Source organism: Paenibacillus sp. FSL H8-0175 (genome assembly GCF_045040615.1).
In the GTDB taxonomy this organism is placed as follows: domain Bacteria; phylum Bacillota; class Bacilli; order Paenibacillales; family Paenibacillaceae; genus Paenibacillus_AQ; species Paenibacillus_AQ odorifer.
In genome coordinates this window covers 2465887-2490722 of record NZ_CP150299.1, presented here as the reverse complement: position 1 = coordinate 2490722, position 24836 = coordinate 2465887, and the positions used below count along the sequence as shown (strand labels likewise).

At 45.6% G+C, this 24836-nt stretch carries 25 protein-coding genes and 1 tRNA gene; 5 read left to right on the top strand and 21 right to left on the bottom strand.

Annotated elements, in window-relative coordinates; translation table 11 throughout:
• Positions 1-734: 734 nt before the first annotated feature.
• From MHH46_RS10690 to MHH46_RS10680, 3 genes are all read right to left on the bottom strand, one after another.
• Positions 735-1598: an IS3 family transposase gene (locus tag MHH46_RS10690; RefSeq protein ID WP_256717269.1), complete on the bottom strand. Its 864-nt coding sequence runs from the start codon at positions 1596-1598 to the stop codon at positions 735-737.
• 11 nt (positions 1599-1609) lie between these two features.
• Positions 1610-1927, bottom strand: a complete 318-nt coding sequence (locus tag MHH46_RS10685; protein ID WP_036683594.1) for a transposase — start codon at positions 1925-1927, stop codon at positions 1610-1612.
• A gap of 730 nt (positions 1928-2657) precedes the next feature.
• A tRNA-Leu gene (locus MHH46_RS10680) sits at positions 2658-2741 on the bottom strand.
• Positions 2742-2923: 182 nt separating this feature from the next.
• On the opposite strand from MHH46_RS10680, the gene MHH46_RS10675 reads away from it, so the two are divergent.
• The gene (locus tag MHH46_RS10675) at positions 2924-3370 is read left to right on the top strand and encodes a hypothetical protein (RefSeq protein WP_051491615.1); all 447 of its coding nucleotides are present in this window, start codon (positions 2924-2926) and stop codon (positions 3368-3370) included.
• A 95-nt stretch (positions 3371-3465) separates the two neighbouring features.
• Here the strand turns inward: MHH46_RS10675 and MHH46_RS10670 are convergent, their stop codons facing one another.
• The 3 genes from MHH46_RS10670 to MHH46_RS10660 form a co-directional block, all read right to left on the bottom strand.
• Positions 3466-3684, bottom strand: coding sequence for a hypothetical protein (locus MHH46_RS10670; protein ID WP_076186635.1), 219 nt, complete (start codon positions 3682-3684; stop codon positions 3466-3468).
• A gap of 115 nt (positions 3685-3799) precedes the next feature.
• Positions 3800-4117 carry a hypothetical protein gene (locus tag MHH46_RS10665; protein WP_036689410.1) on the bottom strand — a complete coding sequence of 106 codons (318 nt, stop codon included), beginning with the start codon at positions 4115-4117 and terminating at the stop codon, positions 3800-3802.
• Between the two features lie 101 nt (positions 4118-4218).
• Complete coding sequence (locus tag MHH46_RS10660) at positions 4219-4791, bottom strand: xanthine phosphoribosyltransferase (protein WP_038569895.1); 573 nt, start codon at positions 4789-4791, stop codon at positions 4219-4221.
• Positions 4792-4987: 196 nt separating this feature from the next.
• Between MHH46_RS10660 and MHH46_RS10655 the strand changes: the two genes are divergently transcribed.
• Entirely contained in the window at positions 4988-6109 is a 1122-nt protein-coding gene (locus tag MHH46_RS10655; protein WP_076191400.1) for a hypothetical protein, read from the top strand.
• 60 nt (positions 6110-6169) lie between these two features.
• Here the strand turns inward: MHH46_RS10655 and MHH46_RS10650 are convergent, their stop codons facing one another.
• The 4 genes from MHH46_RS10650 to MHH46_RS10635 are packed head-to-tail and all read right to left on the bottom strand — an operon-like array spanning position 6170 to position 11818.
• Complete coding sequence (locus tag MHH46_RS10650) at positions 6170-7531, bottom strand: ATP-binding protein (protein ID WP_405132599.1); 1362 nt, start codon at positions 7529-7531, stop codon at positions 6170-6172.
• Positions 7528-9333 carry an AAA family ATPase gene (locus tag MHH46_RS10645; protein ID WP_405132598.1) on the bottom strand — a complete coding sequence of 602 codons (1806 nt, stop codon included), beginning with the start codon at positions 9331-9333 and terminating at the stop codon, positions 7528-7530. Before MHH46_RS10645 ends, MHH46_RS10650 begins: the two co-directional genes overlap by 4 nt.
• Positions 9323-10675 (bottom strand): DNA repair exonuclease, encoded by a 1353-nt coding sequence (locus MHH46_RS10640; RefSeq protein WP_076191394.1) that lies wholly within the window; start codon positions 10673-10675, stop codon positions 9323-9325. Before MHH46_RS10640 ends, MHH46_RS10645 begins: the two co-directional genes overlap by 11 nt.
• A 6-nt stretch (positions 10676-10681) precedes the next feature.
• On the bottom strand, positions 10682-11818 hold the full coding sequence (locus MHH46_RS10635) for a glycosyltransferase family 4 protein (RefSeq protein WP_076191391.1): 1137 nt from the start codon (positions 11816-11818) through the stop codon (positions 10682-10684).
• A 157-nt stretch (positions 11819-11975) separates the two neighbouring features.
• Here MHH46_RS10635 and MHH46_RS10630 point away from each other — a divergent pair, with 157 nt between their 5' ends.
• Both MHH46_RS10630 and MHH46_RS10625 read left to right on the top strand, forming a co-directional pair.
• Positions 11976-13376 carry an RsmB/NOP family class I SAM-dependent RNA methyltransferase gene (locus MHH46_RS10630; protein ID WP_076191388.1) on the top strand — a complete coding sequence of 467 codons (1401 nt, stop codon included), beginning with the start codon at positions 11976-11978 and terminating at the stop codon, positions 13374-13376.
• A 112-nt stretch (positions 13377-13488) separates the two neighbouring features.
• Positions 13489-13584: a sporulation protein YjcZ gene (locus tag MHH46_RS10625; RefSeq protein WP_081383126.1), complete on the top strand. Its 96-nt coding sequence runs from the start codon at positions 13489-13491 to the stop codon at positions 13582-13584.
• Positions 13585-13655: 71 nt separating this feature from the next.
• Here MHH46_RS10625 and MHH46_RS10620 read toward each other — a convergent pair whose 3' ends face one another.
• The 4 genes from MHH46_RS10620 to MHH46_RS10605 are packed head-to-tail and all read right to left on the bottom strand — an operon-like array spanning position 13656 to position 15645.
• Positions 13656-13886: a hypothetical protein gene (locus MHH46_RS10620; protein WP_405132626.1), complete on the bottom strand. Its 231-nt coding sequence runs from the start codon at positions 13884-13886 to the stop codon at positions 13656-13658.
• The gene (locus MHH46_RS10615; RefSeq protein WP_076191385.1) at positions 13840-14022 is read right to left on the bottom strand and encodes a hypothetical protein; all 183 of its coding nucleotides are present in this window, start codon (positions 14020-14022) and stop codon (positions 13840-13842) included. Before MHH46_RS10615 ends, MHH46_RS10620 begins: the two co-directional genes overlap by 47 nt.
• Positions 14023-14037: 15 nt before the next feature.
• Positions 14038-14679 (bottom strand): histidine phosphatase family protein, encoded by a 642-nt coding sequence (locus tag MHH46_RS10610; RefSeq protein WP_076191382.1) that lies wholly within the window; start codon positions 14677-14679, stop codon positions 14038-14040.
• Between the two features lie 27 nt (positions 14680-14706).
• On the bottom strand, positions 14707-15645 hold the full coding sequence (locus MHH46_RS10605) for a ketopantoate reductase family protein (RefSeq protein ID WP_076191379.1): 939 nt from the start codon (positions 15643-15645) through the stop codon (positions 14707-14709).
• Positions 15646-15808: 163 nt separating this feature from the next.
• Between MHH46_RS10605 and MHH46_RS10600 the strand changes: the two genes are divergently transcribed.
• Positions 15809-16378 (top strand): TetR/AcrR family transcriptional regulator, encoded by a 570-nt coding sequence (locus MHH46_RS10600; RefSeq protein WP_076191376.1) that lies wholly within the window; start codon positions 15809-15811, stop codon positions 16376-16378.
• On the opposite strand, the gene MHH46_RS10595 is transcribed toward MHH46_RS10600, so the two are convergent.
• The 7 genes from MHH46_RS10595 to MHH46_RS10565 form a co-directional block, all read right to left on the bottom strand.
• The gene (locus MHH46_RS10595; RefSeq protein WP_256717187.1) at positions 16369-17367 is read right to left on the bottom strand and encodes an ATP-binding cassette domain-containing protein; all 999 of its coding nucleotides are present in this window, start codon (positions 17365-17367) and stop codon (positions 16369-16371) included. The genes MHH46_RS10600 and MHH46_RS10595 overlap by 10 nt on opposite strands.
• Positions 17368-17401: 34 nt before the next feature.
• Positions 17402-18184, bottom strand: a complete 783-nt coding sequence (locus tag MHH46_RS10590) for an ABC transporter permease (protein WP_036689373.1) — start codon at positions 18182-18184, stop codon at positions 17402-17404.
• Positions 18181-19002, bottom strand: coding sequence for an ABC-2 family transporter protein (locus MHH46_RS10585; RefSeq protein WP_076191374.1), 822 nt, complete (start codon positions 19000-19002; stop codon positions 18181-18183). The genes MHH46_RS10590 and MHH46_RS10585 overlap by 4 nt, the downstream gene beginning before the upstream one ends.
• 49 nt (positions 19003-19051) lie before the next feature.
• Positions 19052-20224, bottom strand: a complete 1173-nt coding sequence (locus tag MHH46_RS10580) for a serine hydrolase (RefSeq protein WP_076191371.1) — start codon at positions 20222-20224, stop codon at positions 19052-19054.
• Positions 20225-20367: 143 nt separating this feature from the next.
• A complete protein-coding gene (locus MHH46_RS10575; protein ID WP_076191368.1) occupies positions 20368-20766 on the bottom strand; it encodes a hypothetical protein in 399 nt (132 codons plus the stop codon).
• A 161-nt stretch (positions 20767-20927) separates the two neighbouring features.
• Positions 20928-22484: an extracellular solute-binding protein gene (locus tag MHH46_RS10570; protein ID WP_076191366.1), complete on the bottom strand. Its 1557-nt coding sequence runs from the start codon at positions 22482-22484 to the stop codon at positions 20928-20930.
• Between the two features lie 57 nt (positions 22485-22541).
• A complete protein-coding gene (locus MHH46_RS10565) occupies positions 22542-24836 on the bottom strand; it encodes a DUF4962 domain-containing protein (RefSeq protein WP_076191363.1) in 2295 nt (764 codons plus the stop codon).

Here is a 24836-nt window from a genome sequence, read left to right as displayed (position 1 = left end):
TTGGATTCCTATCGGACCCCACAGTCGCTATTGGCATAAAAAACGCCAATTGTGATCCTTTTTCCATGCAATAGCTGCACTGGGGTCCGATACTACGCTCAAAAGGTGATAAATGAGCAAATAGCTTCATCCGGGTCCGTTAGCCTCTGGTGATGATGACGACTCCGCGGGGCGAGTAACGTTGAAGCAAAACACTAATTAGTATTTCCCCAATCTGCGCGTGGAAAGACACTATCGGACTCCGCTGACCTTATTCGTAACTTAGAGCACATGTGGTTTTCTATTGGACCCAGCTGATCTTATTCGTGTTTTTAGAACACATTTGGATTCTATCGGACCCAGCTGACCTTATTTGCAGCTTAGAGCACATTTAGATTCCTATCGGACCCTACAGTCGCTATTGGTATAAAAAACGCCAATTGTGATCCTTTTTCCATGCAATAGCTGCACTGGGGTCCGATACTATGCTCAAAAGGTGATAAATGAGCAAATAGCTTCATCCGGGTCCGTTAGCCTCAGGTGATGATGACTCGGTGGTACGAGTAGCATAGAAGCAAAATACAAATTAGTTTTTATCCATCTGCGCGTGGAGAGACGCTATCGGACTCCGCTGACCTTATACGTAGCTTAGAGCACATTTGGTTTTCTATCGGACCCCGCTGACCTTATTCGCAGCTTTAAAGCACATTTGGATTCTATCGGACCCAATGGACCTCTGTCAAGAAAGTGGACAGTCACGCAACAGACGTTCTAGTCAATTGCTCAGCAAAACGAACTGGAGAAAGATAACCCAGCGCGCCATGCATTCGCTTGCGGTTATAGTAAAACTCAATATATTGAAAAAGTGTCTGGTAGGCTTGCTCCTTAGTTTTGAATCGCGGATTACAATAAATGAGCTCCTTTTTCAAAATGCTGTGCCACGACTCGATGCAGGCGTTATCATAACAGTTACCTCTGCGGCTCATGCTGGACTCCATGCCATACGCTTTCAACTGCTTCGTGTATTCATGAGAAGTATATTGAGAACCTCTATCGGAGTGATGTAATAGACCCTTTTCCGGTTGTTTAGCTTCGTAAGCATCTTGTAAAGCGCCCGAAATCAAGCTGGTTTCCATATGGTTCTCCAAGCGCCACCCCACGATTTCGCGCGTGCAAAGGTCCATCACACTAGCCAGGTACAAGCGCCCTCCCCGGCAAGGAATGTACGTAATGTCGGTAACCCATACTGAATTGGGTTTGCGTATTTTAAATTGCTGGTTAAGCGTATTCGGGGCAATCGGATGGTCATGATTGGAGTCAGTGGTCTGTACGCGATACGTTTTGGAGACAATGGAGCGAAGCTTCATATGTCGCATGTACACACTCACCGTGCGTTCGGTAACGGTATAACCTTCTTGATGTAACAGGCGGGTGATCTTCGGACTCCCATACCGCTTTTGATGGTCTGCAAAATGATACTGAATTCGCTTCATTATCGCAGCCTTACGAAGCATATGCGTACTGGTTTTTTCTGTCCGCCACTTGTAGTACCCGCTCCGTGACACATGTAGGGTCATGCACATCTTCTCCAAGAGAAACTCGGAGCGATGTTTTTCAATAAACTGGAATCTCAGTTCCTTGGTTTGCTGAAGATGTGCACTGCTTTTTTTACGATCGCTAATTCCTCTTCCACATCGGCAATCTTGTTATCTTTTTCTTGAAGTTGACGGCTCATTTCTTTCAACTGTGCCTCGAGTTCCCGTACTCGATCCACGCTAGCTGCCGGTTCATTCTTTAGTTCTCGATACTGGCTCATCCATTGATGCAGGGTACTTTTTGGGATGTTGAGCTCTTCCGCCAAGTCGCCCACTGTCTTTGTTTGCTCTTGAATGAACTGCACTGTCTGTTTTTTAAATTCTTCGTTATACCGTTGTCGATGTTCTCCCATGTGAACACACCTCCGTGGACTCATTATCGCCAGTCTGTTAACTACTGTCCACTTTTTATTCTAGCTTCACAACTGACCTTATTTGCAGCTTTAGAGCACATTTAGATTCCTTTCGGACCACACAGTCGCTATTGGCATAAAAAATGCCTTATTCGTTCCTTTTTCCATGTAATAGCTGCGCTGGGGTCCGATACTACGCTCAAAAGGCGATAAATGAGCAAATAGCTTCATCTGGGTCCGTTAGCCTCAGGTGATGATGACGACTCCGCAGGGCGAGTAGCTTAGAAGCAAAAATACAAATTAGTTTTTATCCAATCTGCGCGTGGAGAGACGCTATCGGACTCCGCGGACCTTATTCACAGCTTAGAGCACATTTGGTTTTCTATCGGACCCAGCTAATCTTATTCGTGGCTTTAGAGCAAACTTGGATTTCTATCGGACTAACTGACCTTGTTCGCAGCTTTAGAGTACATTTGGATTCCTATCAGACCCCACAGTCGCTATTGGCATAAAAAACGCCAATTGTGATCCTTTTTCCATGCAATAGCTGCACTGGGGTCCGATACTACGCTCAAAAGGCGATAAATGAGCAAATAGCTTCATCTGGGTCCGTTAGCCTCAGGTGATGGTTCTTAAGGATACCTTCCTCTTTCGCACTACCGTCTGCTGAAAAACATAAAAAAAGGATTATAAACCTGCTACTAGAGCAGTTCTATAATCCTTTTAGCTATGCGGTCAAGAGGACTCGAACCTCCACGATATTGCTACCACTGGCACCTGAAGCCAGCGCGTCTGCCAATTCCGCCATGACCGCGTATTATAATGACTCGCTTATTGCGGTCACAAGATAGATCATACCACGCTGAGAATCCAACGTCAATATATTTTCGCCGTTTTCTTATCATTCATTAATTTATGGATAATTATTGCTTTTGTTGCCGAATATAAGGTATAATGAGAACAAAAGTTCGCATAATATAAATGAGGTGATTTATAATGGCGACTACAAAGCTAAACACATCCATTATTGATGAAGAAGTAACTAAAGAAGAACTGTCCCTGGTCAGAAGCTATTTGCTGCTAACGTTTATTCATAAAGTGTTCGAACGTGACTGCCGTGTAATCAGTAGAAGCGGCCTGTTTAAGACCCCTCAGCTATATATGGAGCTCGTATCTGGTGCCACAAAGAAGACGTCACTAATGCTTCAAGAGGTTACGCGCGAGCTGAGCTCCCATGATTTGAAGATTACTACCGTTCGCCAAGATCAGCGAGGAGTCGAAGCCTTATATTCCTGCAGAGGATTTCAAGGAGAGATGAATATATTATGGCCAGGCTTCCGTAGAGAAATGATGCTGCGCATGCGCGCGTATCTTGGACTGTCCACAGAACTCTCCATACTCTCCAGAGAAGAGAATGCGTCTGAACTAGCTCTAACTATATAATCCCAAATGATATTACAGAAACAGCTCCCGCCCAGTAGGGCGAGAGCTGTTTTGTATTATGAAGATTATTACTGCGGAAATTATTACTGTGAAGATTATATATTATCCGGATCTTGTCTTGGTTCACTAAATGGCTGGAATATATAATTGCGATCCAGCTTCACTACTCGTCTATTCTGACGACGTATCATCACCTGAGAATCATCCCAAGCAAGAACTATCCCTTTTACATCGTTACTTTCCAAGCCATCACGCACTACACGAATTTTCTCACCGGAAATCCGGTAGGCATCCAATTGCTCATCGCTAATCATCATTAATCCCTCCTGTCATAGCTTGTCCTATTTAGTCTCAGAAAAAAGACCCAAATGATAAATCATCTGGGTCTCATGTAGGCAATTAACGACTTGCATGTCTACTAAAGCATTCTTATATCAGCGCTTCATTCTTCTCAAACCAGAAGTCAAGAACTTTAGCGGACATCACACGTTGCTCCAGATACTCCACTTGGTTAGTTGTGAATTTCTCCCTCCACGGGAAGGATAACTCTTCGCACAAACCTTTGATTGTCAGAAGCTCTGACCAGGCTACATAGCGTTTGTACCAAAAAAACTGAGGATGTTCAATCATATAGGGATACAGATCGTCGAATTCCGTGTGTTTGCAATCCAGCGCACGCTCGAAATGATCCTTGGCCTCGGTTAATTTATCAATAAAAAATTGTTCAGTCACCGGTTCTTTCCCCATTGTGACGCCTCCTCCCTATGTCTAATTTTTATTATAAAGGAAAATCCATAGGGTGAAAAGCAGTTGTTTAAAAAATAGGCCTGTTCTTATTGCCAATTAGGTTATTCCCCAAATTCGATGGTGCCTCCATTTAGAGAGGTGATTCTTACGAGTGACTCCAGACGAATGCCTTGCTCTCTGATCGTCCGAGCCCCTGCCTGAAAGCTTTTTTCTACTACAACACCAAGACCAACTAGCTCAGCGCCAGAACGTTGAATGATCTTAATCAAGCCACGCGCTGCATCACCATTGGCAATAATATCATCAATAAAGAGGATTTTATCCTCTGGAGAGATGAACTGGCGAGACAGCATAATATCTGTAACGATACCTTTTGTAAAAGACGGAACTCTTTCGCAAAGCGCATCCGGATCAGCTAACAGTGTTTTTTTGCGGCGTGCAAAAACTAGCGGCACCTTTAATTCATACGCGGTGGCAAATGCCACGGCAATGCCCGAGGATTCTACGGTCACAATACGTGTAATTCCTGAGTCCGCAAACCTCCCGGCAAACTCCCGTCCCATTTCCATCGTAAGCTGTGGATCAACCTGATGATTTAGCAGTGCATCCAGCTTCAGCACCTCATCCGAAACGACGACACCTTCTTCCAAAATCCGCTGTTTCAACACTTCCATGACTTTGAACCTCCAATACCCTTTATAATCGCAGACATTCCGTACAAATTAATCACTGATCATAAAGCAATTACGACGGAAGTCATGTCCTACTGATCCTCATCATAACCTGTACTATACAGAGTACACAAGGTTATCCTGCATAGCACTCATTATGATTTTTCTTTAGCTTCGTAAAACTATTAGGAGGGGAGCCATGAAATCACATGTCCGAACATTACAGATCGCTTTCACTTATATTGGCACCATTGTAGGAGCCGGATTCGCTACCGGGCAGGAAATATTAAAATTCTTCACACGTTACGGGCACTGGGCAGTCCTGACCATCCTGCTCTCAACTATATTGTTCATATGGCTGGGTACAAAAATGATGGTCATTGCTCGGCGAATAGAAGCGGAATCCTATGAGGACTTTAACCGTCACCTCTTCGGGGAGCAGGTCGGAAGCACCATCAGTTTGTTCACGATGGTCGTCCTGATCGGAGTAAACAGTATTATGCTTGCAGGGGCCGGCGCTATTTTTCAGGAGCATCTCGGACTTCATTATCAGACTGGACTAATTATCACATTGCTTGGTTCATACTTTCTGCTAAAACGAGGAATTTCCGGTATTCTGCAAATGAACAGTATTGTAGTTCCTTTAATGCTTACTCTGTCACTTATCATTATTTTTAATACTTTTCAAATTCCGGGAGCTGGACGGTTCCTGTTCCTTGATAACGATCGCTCTCTCTTTGGGGCATGGATGTCACCGCTGCTCTACACCGCCTTTAATTTAGGGATGGCACAAGCTGTTTTAGTCCCTATGGCTCGTCACACAGAGGAAGAAAAATCCCTTGTATGGGGCGGTATTATTGGGGGTACCGGGATTGGTTTTATGTTGATTGCCGCACATTTCGCAATGAGCTCACAGATGCCAGGGATTCTCAAGTTTGAAATTCCGATGGGCAGCATCGCCGTCCGGTTGGGTACTGTAGTGCAAACTATATATCTGCTGCTGATCTTTTTGGAGATCTTCAGCACTTTTGTCGCCGATATTTATGGAGTAGCTGTACAGCTTAAGCAACGGCTTCCCCTATCAACCGCATTGATTACACCACTTCTGATGTTGGTCTGCTATTTACTGAGCCAGTTCGGCTTTAGTTCACTGCTCTCCGTGTTCTACCCAATCTTCGGAGGTTTATCACTGGTCTGGGCTGTCAAACTGCTACGAACACCATGGTCCTCTCCACCAGGTAGTAATACTTCATCGAACTCAAAGGAGAAGGGGAACAGTATCGTATCCGTAAAACCAATCACCCGAACTACACGGAAATAACCGCTGCTGTAGGAATCATACGTGCTGCCGCTTCCGCCACATGCTTGTGACAGGTCATCATCACAATCTGGCGGGAGATCGACAGTTCTCCAAGAAGTCCAAGTGCAGCATGAAGACGAGACTCATCAAAGTTAACGAAGAGATCATCGAATAACAGCGGCAGCGATACTTGCCGTGACATGGTCTCTGCCAATGCCAGCCGGATGGCAAGATACAGCTGTTCTGCCGTCCCTCGGCTGAGCAGTCCACTGTCCAGCAGTCCCCGTCCTTGTGTTCAGCTTTCAGCTCTTTATGCCCTAGTGTCATAACAACCCTTTTGTATTCCCCTTCCGTCAGCTTGGAGAAATAATCTGAGGCAAGCAGTAATACCTGTGGCTGCTTCTCCTGCTCATACACACGGCGAGTTCGCCCGATTAGTTCGGCAGTTATCGCTGCCACTGCATATTTATCAGCCACGATCCGCAAGGCTGCTCTCTGCTCTTCCAGTTGCTGAATAACGGAATCCTCCACGCAGCGCTCCTTCAAATACTCCCTTTCCTGAAGCAGCTTGCCTCGTTGCTCCAGCAGGGTGTTCCAACCCTCTTCCTGCCGTTCCATCAATTCTTCAGCCAATGACCGCTTCAGCTGCAATGCTTCCACATCATGATGATTTAATAATTCCAGCAGAGCAGCAACCCGCTCCTCCTCCCAACCACCGAACATAGCAAGCTCCCACTGGCGAATCAATTTATTCAGATCACTGCGCCGCTGCACAGCTGCTGACCTGCGTAAGAAATCCTCTCCACCAGTCGCCCCGCCTTCCTGTATCAGAAGCTCACGCTGTTCTCTCAGCTCACCTAATATCCTGTGGCTCTCCTTGAGTTCTTCATCCACATCCTGCAATCTTGACTGCATAGTTTCCCGGCGAATCAAGTCCTTTTTCAGATCATCCCATGCTCTTTTTCGCAGTTCCAGCCAGCTTAGTAAGGTTAATGCAGATACTCGTTTCCCCTCTTGCGGATCTATTTCAAAGCCAGCTGCCGCTACACCAGACTCGTCGCCAAGATCAGCACCCGACTCATAAATAAGAGCGAGCAGCTCCTCCTCAAACACGTTACATTCTGCTTCCAGCTCCTTCAATCGTAAGGAGAGTTTATTCTCTTGGCGCAGCAGCTCATTCCCTTGTTCAACCATAGCAAAAATATCCGGCAGCCCTTCAGGAGATAATCCTTCAGGCAACCTGCGTTGGCGAAGCCATTCTTCATATTGCTCAGCAGTTTCCGTGAATGCCGCCTCCGCCCGGTGCATTTCTTCAGCGAGCAGCTTCTCTTGGCCTGCCAGCGTCTCCAGCTCCGTGTGGCAGGCATCACGCTCGGCGGCATAGCGTTCGATGCGCTGCCGCCAAGCTGACCAAGCCTCCATGAGCCTGCGAAGCTCCCTCATGGAGGCCTCCAGCCCGCCTGCGTCAGGGCTGGACCCCGGGGCGGCCGTCCGCCGCCCCGGCACAACGCTCTCCGGCTCCGCCCCGGAGAGCAGCTGCCCCGCAGCCGCAGCATCTCGGCTGCGGCTGCGCTGACGTCCCCGCCATGCTCTGGCGGGGACGCTTCCGGCCGGCGCGCTCCGCGCAAGCCGGCCCAAAGGGCCAGATCGGCCGCGCCCAGCAGGCCGATCGCAAGCACGGCGCTGGCCGGCGGAGCACCGGTCAGCCACAGCGCTGCGGGCAGCAGCACGGTTAGTGCTGCCCCGGCCCACAGCAGGCGCCGGTAGAGCGCGGCCATGCGCTTCGCGCCAAGGCCGTCACTTCCGGCGCCGCGCGCTGGCCCTTCGCTGAGCTGCGCTTCGCGCCAGCGTTCGGCCGCCTGCTGCAGCTCGTCCCACAGCTGCAGCACTTCACGGGCGCTGCGCGGAGCCAGCTGCGCAAAAGCTTCCGCGCCGGTAGCGTGCTCACGCGCCAGCGCCCGTTCTGCTGCTTGGAGCGACGCTGAGGCAGCGGCCAAACGGGAGCGCAACGACTGCCGCGTTGCACCCTCCGCCTCCATGCGGCGGTCATAACTAGCGAACGCCGCCGCAAACTTCCGTGCAGCTTCACGATCCGCCGCTGTCCCAGAGAACGAAGTCAGCTCTGCAGGGCCCCAGCTCACATCAATGCCGCGCAGAATTCGCCGCAAATGCTCATTCAGCGCCGTTAATTCTCCCTCAAGCCGCTGTCTTTCCGTTCTACGGTTCTCGTAACTGCTCCGATGCCGGTCCAGCCGCTCTAAAACAGGCCCCTGCGCTGCTAATACTTCATCTGGAGGGTTCTTTGCCAGTTCAATAGTAAGCTCGCTTAGAAGACGTTCATAACGTACTACTGATCCCTGTGCATTCCGAATTTCTCCTTCAACCGCCTGAAAGCGAGTTGCCCCTTCTTCAGGAAAGGCTGAAATCAATGGCAATCCTTGCAGCTCTAGCTGAGCCTCGCTCCACTTTAACCACAGCTCACGGACTTCCTGTGCTTTTCGAAACATCACTAGCTGCTCTCCAGTCAGCTTGCGCTGTTGCTCCAATTTATCTAGCTCCGACTCCGTTACCCTCAATGCCACTATATTATCATTATATCGGGGAAGATAAGAACGGCTCTCAACCATTTGTCGCTCAAGCTTTTCAATGGCTTGCACAACTTTTGCTGCTTCTTGCAGCTTGCCACGAGGTTTGTACAGCTTCTCAGCTTCCTGCACCAAACGGCGTTCCGCGCGCATGATTGCACCGCCACCGCCCATACCTGCATGAAAAAGAAAGCTGCTCATCTCCTCAGATTGAAGGGCAGCAAGCTCCTGCAGCTCGTCCAGTGAAACTGCGAACAATTGCTGGAACATACTCCTAGAGATCCCCCCAAGTAAATGTCGTTCCATTTCAGCTTGTCCCAGCTCTTGAGTCATTTCATTTGGATGATTTACTGTAATGTTAAGCTTTTCATTTCTTCCTGATCCCTCAGCACCTGAAGCAAAACGGCGAATGGTCCACAAACCATCATTACTGTCACGTATCTTCAAGGTTCCCCCATGCAATCCGCCTTGCAAAGGTTCATACCTTTCCAAGGGATTTCCACGGCTTGGAATTCCAAACAGCATAGAGCGTATGAATTGCAGTGTCGTACTTTTTCCTGCTTCATTACGCCCATAAAGTACGGTCACTCCCTGCGTTAAATGAATCTCTCGATTGTGAAGACGCCCAAAGCCATTGATATGCAAATGTTCAATTCTCATCGTTTTGCCCTCCGGCTTGTTGATACGAAAGACTTTCCGCCGCTTCAACAGTATCATCCATCCCGCCAAGCATCGTGATTCCCTGCTCTGCTGCACCACGTAGCCAGCTCAATTTCTCTTCTTGACTAGTCATAGACAATAGCTTTCGCAGCTCCTGATTCTCCAATAGCGGTTTAAGCGCACTATTTAATAGTTCTTCGAGCGCTTCCGGGGAATGTTCCGTATGCTCTGCAATGCGCAGCATTTCTCCAAGAAAACTATCCTCTTCCAATAAGCGTTGGCGATCAATAGCTAAACCGGACTCTATAGCGAACCCTTCCGTCCAGACAAGCCCTTTGTAATCTTTACGCTCAGCCCTAATCGCCTCACGGCGCTGGAGTTCAGACAGCAAATCCTCTGCTGCCCCTTTTTCAGCCAATACTTTATGTACGTCCCCTCGCCCAATCAGACGAAATCTGACCACCGACATGAGCTCCGGGAGCTCCGCGCGGATGTCTTCAATAACCTGCTCCACTTTCTGTATCCATTCTGCTTCATTGCTTAATCCTTCTATAGATAAGTCTCTAACCTGCCAGCGAACGAAATCCAGTTCATGAAATTGCAGAGTGGATCTTCCAGCCTCATCTACATCCACAATATAACAACCTTTAGCTCCGGTTTCCTTAATGCTGCGCCCTTGTATATTGCCTGGATATACAATCACAGGCTTCTCATGCAGTACACTACGTTTATGAATATGTCCAAGCGCCCAATAATCAAACCCCCGTTCGATAAGGTCCCTGCGACTGCAAGGAGAATAGGTCTCATGCAGCAAATCACCGTCTACATTGCCATGCAGCATCGCAATATGAAACAGGCTGCTGCCAGGTTTACGAGAAAAGGTTACTGCTGTGTTGTTCGTCACTTTCGCCGTTGGGTAAGAGATTCCACTAACGATGGCAACTTCTTGGCCATCTATACGGCGGCAAGCTGTAGCGTGATCTGGCTTCTCTCCGCCAAATACGGTAACATGCTTTGGCATTTCCGTTGTCAGACGCAGTCCGTCAAGCGGATCGTGGTTGCCATGAATCAGGAACACGTGAATCCCGTGCTCACCGAGTTCTTTGAGCGCTTCCTGAAATCGCAGCTGTCCCTGTAATGATGCATCTGAAACATCATACACATCTCCACTAATGACAATAAAATCAACATTCTCTTGGATCGCAACGCGGACAAGCCGCCCGAGGGCGGCAAAGGTAGACTCACGTAAATAAGCACGAATGGCTGGCGAAATATGCGCCAGCCCGGCAAAACGGCTATCCAGATGTAAATCAGCAGTATGCAGAAAGCGAAATGGAATCATAGGTGCTCACCCTTTCGTTCCTGAAGGATACTGTAAATAGGTTTTTTTAAGTTCATTAGCAACTCGTGTCAACGAATATAGGCTTTTGGCTTTATCCCATGCGGAGCGCGAAAGCTCATAACGATAAGCCGGATCAGATATCACCTTCTCTAATGCATCAGCAAGAGCAATCTCATCGTCAGGACTGACCAATAAACCATTCACACCATCTTCAATCTGCTCCGGTATTCCGCCCACATTTGTCCCCACTAGAGCCAGGCAGCTAAGTGCCGCTTCCGCAAACACTGAACCGAACGCCTCCGCCCGAGAGGGCAATACGAAAATATCAAAGAATGGCATGAATTCTTCAGGGTGCAGCGTATATCCGTAAAAGATCGTTTCATTATAGATCCCTAAATGCTGGGCCATCTTTTCCAGATCCGCACGTGAAGGACCGTCGCCAATAATATGCAGTACATACTCATGGCCGCGATTTTTAAGCTCCGCGCAAGCGTTGAGTAATATATCTATTCCTTTAGCCGGAACCAGACGTGTCACGGTCACTAGCTGCGGAATAGCGTTATCATGCGGAACAGGCTTAAATCTTTTTTCATCAAAACCATTCGGTATAACACCTATATTAGAAGGATCAATAATATAAGGGGCCACATACTCTGCAAAAGATCGCGACACCGTCATTAATCGATCACTAACATGCTCAAGTTCACGATAAAGTGAGACTAGAAAACGATGCTCCAAGCCATCCTCGGAAATCGCTCCATTTAGAATCAATTCCCGCTCGTAACTGGAATGCAGGGTATGAATTAACGGAGTATCGGGGAACACTTTTTTCATCGCTAAGCCAGCAATCGGATGATGAGAATGAATAAGATCATAAGGCTTACTCATCCGCAGTTTTGTCCACCATAAATAATCACGATAGGTCTGAATATATTTTTGAACGATCGGACTTTCTCCATACTGCGTCCAATCAAACGTCTCGAATATTACTTCCTCATGCCCCTTATTGCGAATCCGCTTAGGCAGCCAAAACAAATCCATCTCCCAACGGCTTGAACGGAATCTTTCCTGAAGATAAGGGATCATAGATGATACACCACCGGGTTGCTCCGGCGGGAAGAAGAGCGCTTGCAGCAAATTCATATGGTACATCCCCTTTACAATTGCCCTGTGTACTGTAAGACTTGGCAATTATGATATAGTTGAATATATGTAGAATTTCAGGTACGATTACGTTCCCCATACCTTGATTTTATCGGTATAAACATGAAACAGCAACTAAGAAAAAGGAGAATGATCTATGAAGGAAGAACAGCTGCCTGCCTCTTACACCGCATCTATTAAAGAAATGCTGGGGCAAGAGGCAGATGCTTTTCTAGAAAGTTATTCAGCGCCACGAACTCAAGGACTGCGCTTTAATCCGCTAAAAAGCACCTCAGCCATAGGCCAAGTTGCGGTGGACCTTACAGTCTCACAATTTATTTTGAAGCCTATCCCATGGTGCCAGGGCGGGTTTTATTATGATGAGCCCGCTCGACCAGGCAGACATCCTTACCATGCAGCTGGACTATATTATATTCAGGAGCCTTCCGCAATGTCCGCAGCTGAACTGCTGGCACCTGAACCCGGTGAAACCGTCCTCGATCTTGCAGCAGCCCCTGGAGGTAAAACTACGCATATCGCTGGTTTAATGCAGGGACAAGGCCTCTTAATCTCTAATGAAATCCATCCGGAACGCGCAAAAATTCTAGCAGAGAACGTTGAACGTCTGGGCATTAAGAATACCCTCGTAACCTGTGCAACACCAGAACAGCTATCTGCGCGTTTCCCGCAAGCTTTTGACCGAATTATGCTGGATGCTCCTTGTTCTGGAGAAGGCATGTTCCGAAAAGATCCAAAAGCCATTCAAGAATGGTCTCCTGCTCATGTAGTTATGTGCGCAGCGAGACAATGGGATATCCTGCAAGACGCCTACATTATGCTTAAACCAGGGGGTACTTTAGCTTACTCTACCTGCACCTTTAACCGTCAAGAGAATGAAGAAACCATTGCTCGATTGACGGCTAGTTACCCCGATATGGAACTACTCACCTGCAAACGCCTTTGGCCGCATTTAGAAAAGGGCGAAGGTCACTTTGTTGCACTCCTGCGTAAGCAAATTGACACTGTATCCGTAAATGACGATGCCAACCGCAACGCCAAAAAACGCCGAAGCAAAAACAACCCAAAAACTAATTCTTCTGTACGTGATGCCTACCAGCTTTTTCAAGACTGGGCTGCGGTAGAACTGCCTGGTCTTTCATGCCAAGGTGTACCCCTGCTCTTCGGCGAATCTCTTTATTTGCTGCCAGAATCCTTTAATGGCAACCTCCATACCGGGCTGCTGGACGGACTGCGTATTCCACGAGCTGGACTACATATTGCCCATTTGAAGAAAAATCGGATTGAACCTGCTCATGCATTAGCTATGGCACTTCAGCCCCTACAAGCATCACGAAGCTTTGATCTCAGCAGTGAGGGCCCGGAAATACATGCTTGGCTCCGCGGTGAAAGCCTGCCTGTCCCCAGCGAATTACATGGATGGACGCTTGTAACTTTAGATGGTTTGCCAATTAGTTGGGGCAAGGCGAGTTTAGGCCAGCTTAAAAATCATCTCCCTAAAGGATTACGTATCCTAAAAGCCCATATTGACGAGCAATAGGCCATAGACCAGTGCAACAGGCCCTCTTCGGCATATGATGTCATTATCTCAGAAAGCTGCGACACCAGTCACAGCAATTGAGAAGAAGACATAAGTTGAGGAGGAATAAATCATGGGTGAATTTCAAGGAGGAGCTTTCACTTCGACCGGAGCGATTTTGGTACTTTTCATCTTGCTGGTCATCATTTCCCGTTCGTTGTTTGTTTAAAACCTTCCCGGCTTAATTAGCTGGTGAAACGAAGCGGCTGTGTCGTCCTTTTTTGGGGCGGTGCGGCCGCTTTATTTCTTTCCGACATAACATCTCCATTTGTTATTCTCGTGAATATTTACCGTCTGAAAGCCCGATTTCCGTAATAACTGCTCCATCTCTTCGTTCTTAGTGAATTGCTTCATATGATAATTGATTTTATAGATCTCAGAAATAATAACAAATGTACCGCCTGCTATCAGCACCCTAAATGCTTCACTTATATCTTGTTCGAGGTCCGGCCAGAAATAATGCGTCTGAATCGCTGTGATCGTCCCAAAAAATCCATCGTTGAACGGTGATGCTGGTATGTGCCTGATTCATGATTTTGATCATGATATTTCCTACGAACCCTCTAGGATTCTTGGCTTGCTCAATCAGCGCATTCAATAAACCCATATTTGTACCTCCCAATCAATTGGCCATACCAGCAGCCTGATCCCTTGATATATGTTCCGTAAGATTTTCTGCTGTAACTGCCCACTTATCTGCTTGATACTCTATTTTATGAATACTAGTATATGAAGTCGGGAAATGAGCATTCTTATTCGTCCACGTTAGCCCTTTTAAAATATGGTATATAACATTAATTACGCCACCATGAGTGACCATAATTACATTTTCATTTGGATCAGTACTCTCCAGTTCATTACATAGTTTTGAGAAACTTGAACTTATTCGCGTAAAAAATTCCTGGGGACTTTCTCCTCCTGGAAATCTCTCATCCATTCTTAAAGCCGAGAAATAAAGACCCGGGTATCGTTCATTTGCGATTTCATGGGGCATTCCAGCGATTACACCATTGTTCGTTTCTCTCCAATACTGGCTGCTTTCAACAGGCAAATTAAGCTCTCTGGCGATCTCATTTGCTGTATCTAACGCACGTTGCAAATCACTACAAAGAATACGGGTTATGTTAAAGCTAGATTGATTTTCCTTAAGATAATATCCAAGACGTTCGGCTTGTCTATATCCCTCTACTACAAGTCCACGTTGACTCCAACCCCCACGAAAGCCTTCTTCATCTATTCCATGCCTTATAAAATATATAGCCATCGATTGTATACCTCCTGAACAAGATTGTTATACATTTGCATTAAATTTCGAAAACGCTTGTTTTTTAAGTTGATCCCAATTGGGCGTTGCAATGTTTGCTTGTTGCTTCAAAATATCAAATGAATCAAACAAAGCTGCTATTTCGCTGAAAGAACCGTCCACTAATTTCATAAACGGTAATTTATGAATTATTGTCAGACCATAATATACAGCCTGCTTGTGCTTCCGAACAAAGTTAACTTGCCCTGCTGGAGTGACAGTATAACCTAATTGCTCCATGATTTGAAACCCCTCGTCCATTACTGAAATGGCTTGTTTTAATAGCTTCTTATCTTTGGATACCTTTTTCAAATCCCCGTCATGCAGATAACTAAGGGAGTTCAAAGCCACTATAGGCACGATATGACTTTTGAGCCAAGCATCCATATCCTCATGATAAGTTAGCTTATACTTAACATTTTTAAACGCATCATCCAGTACAGGCTTTATTGGAATCTCACCGTCTAAACTGCCAAGTACCATTTGCCCTCCTGCGTGTATTTTGATAACGCGACCGCTCGTTTCCCGAATTCCTGCACTAAGCTGAAATCCGAAGAGTATATTTTTCCTCACATTGCTCATTTCCTGTAGATCCTTTTGCATGCCAGGAGCATCGCCATTGTTCCCCACAAGAATTATATTCTGACTCTGATTCTCAGCTAGAATAGGTAGCACAGATGGAAAATCATTATATTTCATAACAACAAAAATAAGATCATAGAGATCATCGGATCGAAGCGTAGAGATGACCTTTACTGTATCCACAGTGTTTTTAATTTGAAAATAATGGCGAAGCACAAGTCCGTCTTTCGTCAATTGCTCTGCTCGCTTTCCTCTGGCAAGCATGGTGACATCATTTTCCCCACGCACTAGAACATGTGCAAGATAGCTGCCTAATACTCCCGCTCCAAAAACTAAAACTCTCATATTTAACTCCTCTATCCCTTTTTAGACATTTGTTGAATTTCGATCAACTGTTCGATAAAATTAGATTATCACATCTCCGGTAGGGTTCAATCGTTAGTTTGATCGGGTTTGTTGATTTTTCAACAGAATACAATACATTGTTTAATAAAAAGGGAGTCTTACCATGGACAGAAGAATTAAAAAAAACCAAACAGCCATCATGAATGCATTAATTCAACTGATGGCTGAAAAAGATTTTGAAAAAATAACGATCAACGAAATCGCAGAGCGCGCTGATGTAAACCGCGGAACGATTTATTCCCATTATGCGGATAAATACGATCTGATGGATAAATGTCTGGAGGCTCAGCTCCGGCAACTAATCGAAAGCTGCTCCGCAGTGGAGGATGAAACCGAACCTAATCCCTCGAAGGCGTCATTGCTCCGCACGCTGGAACAATTGGAGGAGAATGCTCTCTTTTATAAGACTTTATTAAGAAACAAAGCTTTACTCTCCTTTAGAAACCAATTACAAGAAATGATAAATGAGCAGATTAAGGTACAATTTTTAGAAAACAATTTTAACCTGGATGAGCTGAGTAAAAATATATCTGTGCAATTTTTGAGTTCGGCGACTGTCGGAGTGATTGAATGGTGGTTTACTCATAGTAATCCTTGCTCTGCAAAAGAGATCACTGAAAAGTTATGGTCCATGCTCGATCTAAATCTGCAGATGATCCGTTCTCAAGCTTGAATATGCTCTCCCGTATCCATCTCATAAATGGAGCTGATGATTTTTTCAATGGGAATCTCCTTAATAGATATATCAAGGATCTCTACCTTTTCGCTAAGAATATGCAGAAACTCGCCCATTTTACATTGCTCGGTATCGATCAGCAGCTCCACTTCGTAATCCGATATTCTTTCCGATATCAGAGTCCCAGGCAGATCAATATCTCCAATAGTTGTGGCGGCTGAAAGCCTAACTACTTTTTTGGCGCCCAGATGCAGTCGAAGTTCAGAAAACTTGTCGTCATATACTTTTTTCCCTTGATGAATTATAAGTACTCTTTGAACCAAACGCTCTACATCTTCCAAGTCATGTGTTGTCAGAATAAATGTGGTGCCTTCCTGATTCATTTGCTTAATGAATTCTCTGATTCTTTGTTTAGCTATCACATCCAGCCCGATCGTCGGCTCATCCAAAAAAACCACAGGTGGTGAATGAAGCATCGCCATAATAAACTCGCATTTCATTCGTTCTCCCAGGGAAAGGGTGCGTGTGGGTTTAGTGATAATATCGCCAATCTCAAACATGTTTACAAATCGGTCTAGTCTTGTACGAAAGTCGTTCGTAGGAATATCATAGATTTCCTTGTTCATATAAAAGCTATCCAAAGGGGGTATGTCCCATATTAACTGCGATTTCTGTCCGAACAATACCCCGATTTGTTTTACATATTGATTTTTCTGCTTATGAGGGTTGTACCCTAGAACATTTATTTCGCCCGAGGTAGGATAAAGGACGCCTGTCAGCATTTTAATAGTCGTAGATTTCCCCGCACCGTTTGGACCCAGAATGCCAATGACTTCTCCTTTTCCAACACTGAACGAAAGATCTTCTACAGAGGTAATGATCGATTTTTCACGGTGAAACAGACTTTTAAATACGCTTTTTGCATCTTGTCCACGGTGATAGGTTTCATATTGCTTGGTTAAGTTCTTGACGGTAATAATGTCCAAGTGAAATTCTCCTTCTTAGAGCTAAACTAATCTTTTATCCTCCAGCGCTTTTGTAACTGCGAAGCATGTATGTATAGAGCCAAATTCCGAAGGCAGCAAATAACACACAAGGGATAATCGCTATAAAAAAATAGGGTTCCCATCGGCCAATCAGTGTAGATGCTGGAAAGTAAGCAATCATGGAAACCGGAAACAGAAAAGAACTCACGGCTACGACTGCTTTAGGAAAAATCGTCCCTGGATAACGTCCAAAAGACTTAATGCTCTCAAACATCTCCGGCAAGCGGGAATTCGCTACCCATTTGAAGGAAATCGCTGCCACAATAAGCGCCACGCCGAACATAACAAGCAGCCCTGCGCCAAACAACAACAGGAACAATAACCAAGAGCCGATGGTCATCCCATCGATTCCGCTAAGTGCGTATACGAACATGATTACTCCTCCGCCTAAAAGCCCGATACTTTCGAACTCAAAAGATCTGGCCAACAGCAGAAAAAGGCTCGAGGTCGGTTTAATTAATACCACTTCCAAAGTCCCTTCTACAACATGAGACATCGTATTCCACATAATTCCGTTAAAAAAAATCCCGGCACAAGCCGTAGACAGAATAAAAACGGATTGAATCAACAGCGCCTCTTTAAAGGTCCAACCTGCAAATGAAGCATTCGAATTATAAATGAATACCGTTACTAGAGGAAACAGCACATTCCCTATGAGCATGATAAGACTATTAAGAATAAAATTAACACGATAAGTGATAGCAGAAGCAATATTCGCCTTCATGCAGGTTTTATATATTTGATACATACGTTTCATGCGCCCACCCCCGTAAAATGCTTAAGCGACACCGCATACAGCACCCGGCAGACAACTCCGGCAATAATTACCGCTATGAGCTGCAGCAATAACACTTGAGGAATAGGTAAGGTTATATCCGCTAAAGTATAGCTACCTGTATAGACCATTGCAGGAAGAAAGGCCGTGTATTGAAAGGGTAAGAAAAAGGACGCCATTTGTAAGGATTTTGGGAAAAATACTAATGGAATCAGCGATCCTGAAAATATCCCTTCGCAAAGATTAAAAAAATTACGAATACTAGAGGATTGCACCATCCAAAAAGCGACCATTCCAATACTATAATGAATGAAAAAATTCATCATAAACGCCATAGCTATCGAAAGAATCGCGTATAGTAAATTTGCAGGTAAGACATCAATATGAAAAATAAAGAAAAAGATCATAAAGCAGGGTAAAAATTCAAATAAAAGCCCAAGTACCCTATGCCCTGCCTTCTGAGACAAAGCAAAGAACATATGATTTAGCGGTCTTAACGAAAACGTAATGAATTTCCCGGTGCGAATAAGCATTTGTAAATTCCAATCGGCAAAATCCATCGTCAAATAGTTGATCAACATCGTAGCACAAAAATAGGAAAGCATTTGGGAGAGTGACATCCCGTTGATATAAGATTCCCCGCTATAAACAGCGCTCCATATATAATACTGCACTAAAAAGTACACTGGGCCTACAAAAATAGAAACCATCGAATGCGTCCTGTACGCACTCCATTCCTTATAAGTAACAAAAGCAACCGCCCTCATAATGCGAAAGCGGTGCTTTATCATCTCAAACATAAGTCACATCCTGCCTATCTATAGATATCACATAAAAAAAGTCTTTTTCTTATTCGAGTCCGGACCAGATCACATTGTGGGTGCCAAATACCGCTCTACCGTCCCATACCCCTTTGTGAAAAGGAAGATACCAAACGGCAATCAGCTTTTCAACCGGGTCAACGAATAAGGCACAGGCCCCAGCCCCTTCGTGAAAAAAAGTGCCTTCAGAGTAAGAAGTACTCACATTATAGCGAAGGTCTGGTCCCAGTCCGTATGGTCGATCCGCTCCTGCATCTCCCCATGCGTAGTTTGGAATTTTCTCAGAATTAAACCGCTTGGTCATTCTTTGTACAGCCATTCGGCTTAAGATATGACTCCCTTCGTATTGCCCTTGATTAAGCAGCATAATTCCGAACTTTTGCAGATCAGCAACTGTGGAATATAACCCACCACCAGTTTCGGGAACGTTGATTTCTTCCTCAGACCTTTGTCCCGCATCCGTAATTTCCCCGTTTTGCAGCTTCTGAAGATATTCCTTAGCCCTTTCCGAACGAATGGCGATCCTACCAGCTTTTTCTGCTGGTATATCAAAGAAGGTATCTTTCATGCCTAACGGTTTTACAATGTGGTCCATTATGTATTTTTCTGCAAAAACACCTGTTATTTTCTCGATAATTGCGCCCAAAATCGCGTATCCAAACGATGAATACATCCATTGAGTCCCTACCGGAAAATGAATCCCTTTAGATAGACCGGCTTTAATCCAGTTTTCTTTTCCAAGCTCTGATTCAAAAATATACCACCATGCACTTTTATAGTAAGTATCACTTATAGTGCCAGGATCAGGAGCGATGCCAGAGGTATGAGTCAGTAAATGTGCAATGGTAATCGGCTTAAAAGGGTCGGCATCAAACTCTGGAAGAATAGAACTCACAGGCTGCCCCATAAAAATCTTACCATCATCCGCAAGCTGCCAAATCGCTGTCGCCGTAAACAGCTTCGTAATTGAAGCAACACGAAAAATTGTATCCGTTTTCATTTCTTGGGTGCTTTCTTCTTCGTAACTGAAACGTCCTCCGGCAGCACTAGCAAAGATTTTCCCGTAACGACTTAGAGAATAAATATAACCATCGACTACTTTTTTATCACAGAGATCCTCATAAAAATGATTAACTACCTCTAAACGGTCCTCCCTGTAATTCACTTCGTTCAGCTTGCTAAGCTCTGTGGATGATAACATTATTCGCACTCCCCCTTATTATTCAATAAAATACATGATGCATAAATATCTTGCAATAAAACCCAAATAATTGAAAGGGTGATTTTACATATAACTATTTTATACTGCTCCAATAATTCTGTAACAGCAATGCTGTAATCTCGTTAACGGTTTGTCGTTAGAGATTTAACTAGTGCCATTCCACTAACCAGACCCAATACTATTCCATCATGTATGGTTGCGAATTTGTAGATCTCCATATTCGAAATGTTAAAATACATTACTAAAGTTGGATACATAAGCAGAAGAAAACTTGGAAGAAACACAATAAACAACAGAAGCCAATTAACAACAAAAGCTTTAGGTAATCCTTCTAATAATGCCAGATAGATTCCATAGACAAACGGGACAATAGCCGTGATCCATACAGTATTTTCTAATTGATAGTTCTTTTGTGCCTCTTCAGTGTAATGGCTAATTAGCGAGTTTCCATAATGTAATAAGAGCGCCCCCACTATGATCCAGACAAGATAATATAAAAGTTTTGAATTCCGCATCTTCATGAAATCACTCCATTTCTTTTTATATAGTTCATTAGAATGTCTCCATTTAACTTACCATATAATCCATACTTTGGATATTACATTAAAGTAAACTGGCCCTAACTAAAAAGGCTACCTCTCGGCAGCCCTTAATTGAATTCCAACTCCCCTGGAGGATAAGTTTATCTGCGAGGCATGGTGACGCCAGCTTTGTTATTATATTTTTCCGTAGCTTCCTTGATGACCTCGTTGCCGCCCTTAGAAAGCCACTCTTCCACAACCTTCGGCCAGTCGCTGATAGGTTCCTTGCCATATACCATCTTTACCATGTGCGTCAGCAGTACCGGAGGAGCCGTGTCCGAGTTAGGTGCAATGTCTGGATTCTTCACCAAGGCATCTAGCCGCGGGTCGAACTGAATTCCGTCACGGCCTTCGTTAGCCAGAATAGTATCGTATACATTGATCAAGCTTCTACCTTCTTCTGTCATGTTAAGGACACCCTTATTATAAGTAGTATCCTGCACCATCCAGAGGAATGACTGGCGGTAGCGCTCCTCATCTATAGCGGCGGAATCCGCAGGAGAAGTGTATACGATTTTGCCGTTCTCTTCCTTATAGGTTTCGTCCTTAATCCCAAAGGTAAAGAAGGTTTCTGCCTCTTCGCTCAGCATCCAGTCAAAAAATTTCACGATATCCGCAGCATTCTTCGTACCTTCCTTTATAAAGTAGGTGCGCGTGGCGGAGCCGTACAAGTAGGAGCCTCCTTTTCCATCAGGTCCCACTGGCGAAGGAATAATCTCCAGCTTGGCGGATGGCGTCGTAGCCTTCAGTTGCTGCTCCCACTGCAGAAGCTCGTTGGCATTCATCGTCCACATGCCCGCTTTGCCTGAGAGAATCGCATTTTTGTAGTTGGTCGGGTTAATGGTGGCAAATTCCTTGTTGATCAAACCCTCTGTATACATGGTGTTGTAGGTTTGTAACGCCTTCATCATATTTTCGCTATCCATAAACTTCGGCTGAACCTGGCCGTTTACTTCCTCGAACATAGTCAGATACGGAAAAACATCATAAGCGCCAAAGAAAGCATCCGCATATTTGAAGTCTTGACGGCCCATGTACGGGTTCTCTATCCCCAGCTTTTTGAAGGCACGCAACACAGTCAAGTACTCATCGACCGTTTTTGGAACCTGCAAGCCGGTTTGATCCAGCAGGTCCTTGCGAATCCAAGTCGCCCGGCGGGAGGGATTGGATAGAAACTCCGGTATTGCATAAATTTTTCCTTGATAGGTGACGTTCTCCCAAGCTTCCTTTGGGATTACTTTCAAAAGGTTCTGGCCGTTTTGCTGCAGCAGATCATCCAAGGGCATGAACACACCAGCTTCAACAGAACCAGCCATCTCCTTGCCATTTACGCCGCCCGAACCTTGAACGACATCCGGTATATCATTAGTAGCGAACATCTGCACCATTTTCTGCTCGAACTCTTTATGAGGAACCAACACAATATCCAAGTCTGTGTTTGTCATCTCCTCCAGCTTTTTCACCCATTTGTCCTTATTCAAGTCGGGTGATTTCTCAACATAGTTAAAAGCCAGCGTCCGCATCGAGATCGAGAATTCAGTTTTCTGCGGCGTATTTGATGCGCCTCCGGCAGTCTCTTCTTTGTCCTTGTTCGAGCAACCTGCAATAACGGTAGCACCCATTACGATAGCCAGACAGATGCCAATCCATTTTTTCATAATATAGCCCTCTCCTTGTACAATGGGGTGTATACGTAAAATGAAGATATCTTAAGACTAATAAGCTTTTGGGATCTCAACCCGGTGGGTAATCCCCTGATTCGTAAAGTAGACATGAACCCCATGGTCCTGATCGTCCATAAAGTACGATACGTAATCCCGGCTTCCTGCTTTTTGGGGAATCAGAAGAGTGACGATCCGATGGCTTACGGCCTCTTGAGTAGAGGCAGTCAAATGCCAATGCTCGGGCAGCCCTTCCCATTCTTTCGGATCTACATCTGTAAATTGATTGCTTTGACTGAGTGCCATTTCTCCCGAGGAACTATAGACAAATCTGCCCTCCATCTGAGCTTTTTTACCATGTACTTTAAAAGATTGATCCTTCAGCTTCATGGGATACAGCGTATGAAACAGCCAATCCAATTTTCCCGGACGTTCCAGCTCGACACTGTCTGTGATAACAAAGTAAGCGCTATCAAAGAAAAATATTTCCCGCACATACCGCTTGATATAGGGTACATTCTCGCGGTAGGCTTCGGTGGCATCCATTTGCGTGTAGTTGATTCCGGGCGTACTATACGCCTTCAACACCTTACCGTAGGCTGCCATGTTCTTCGACTTGTCCGTGCCAGCATATTGGCCTTTGCCGTCAATAAGAATTGCGTTCTTGGAGCGGGTCTGCCTGCGCCACTGCATATGCATCGTACTGTTGAATGCAACGTAATAGCCGCTTTCAATAGCCAAGGGCTCGCCGAAGGCATGCAGCAGGAAGGCGTTTTGATCCCCATGGCTATGGCTCACAGAGCCGTAACGGCTGCTCTTGGTCAACAGCATGATATGTTCCTGCGGATCCTCCATCCGATGATGCATGGCCACCCATCCCACATCCTGAAACCACTTCAAAGGTTCTGCAGCCACCGGTGGCTCTGAAGAAATCTGCGGATAATCTGTGCGATAAACCATCTCATCGAACCGGAAATCCCACCAGCCGTAGTTATAGAAGATCATCTGGGTGTCAGGGTTCAGTTCCTTAGTTTGCTCAAAATACCATTGGTACTGGCCATTTCCGGTTAAACCGGCGAATTGGCGGATATTGAAGCCCGTCTTGAGATTGACCGGATCTCCCAGTGACGATTGATCGCCGAAGCTGGCCCTCATGGTATCCGGACTGAAGCAATAGAGCGGAAAGTCACCTGTTTTGCGAAAGAAAGGACGGTCATAGAAATTGATTGCCATGTATTTGCGAATTAGATTGAGCGCCTCCGTAACGAATGCCATCTGAGTGGTCCAATACATCGGACCTTCTGCCCACCCGCCATCTTTGCCACCCCATGGGGTATACATGGCGGAGAAGTACTCCAGCGTATAATCAAGCCATTCCTGCGCCTTCTCCTCCTCACCCAACATGGAAATACAACAGGGTACGAGTACAGAGGATAAAGAGCGGATCGCATGGCTGTCATAAGGAACTTGATGGATGCGGGAACGTTCGATGACATGGAATGCGATCTGCCCGGTTCTTCGCAGTAGCGCCTGCCTTACCTTAAGGCGTTCTTCTTCCGTCAGAGAGCCGTGAAGCCAATCATAGCCCCATGCCAACGCTCCGGCTATGCGAAAGGAGCATTCATCGTTGTAATCCCGGCTGGTGGTACCATCTGTGTTCCAGCTTGCAGCATGAAGCAGCCACTCTTTAGCTTTGGCGATAAGCGCCTCGTCCTCCAACACAACTCCAGCTATAGCAAGATGCCGGATAGCATAGAAGACTTCCTGGCAGTCCATATACATCTGCCGCCATAGTGTGGCGACACGCTTATTATCTGGATACGGTGCAGGCTCGGGAATAAGCTCGCGCTTTGTCCAGGGTAGAACGGAATGCTTCAGGAAGTCTTCCCAGCCAGTTGAAATCGGGTCTTGGCGGACAACTTCCCGGTAAAACGGAAGTTGCTCCGCTTGAAGCCAAAGCCGCGGATGGTTGGCGGAAGCAGCTGAATATCGTTCTGTACGGGAAGGCAGTGGCGTTAGCGGCAATTCATCCTCCACCACAAAAGCTCTTACTTTACTCCACTCGGAACGGATATCTTTCTCCCCGATAAGACTGTATCGCCAATAATACGAGCCGGGCGCCAACGGCTTATCCGGGGTAAACAAATTATAGGGAATTCTACTGTAGGTCAACGTATCTTCAGACTCAAATTCAGTTTTTGAGGAGATCTGCAGCTCATACATGCTCTCTTCCAGACAAGCAGGCATCCAAGTAAACCGCGGAGGATTCTCTCCAACATCTATATGTTCATCTGGCCCATACGACAGATCGAGTACACCGCTGGTAGGTTGAAATAAAGGTTCTAACAT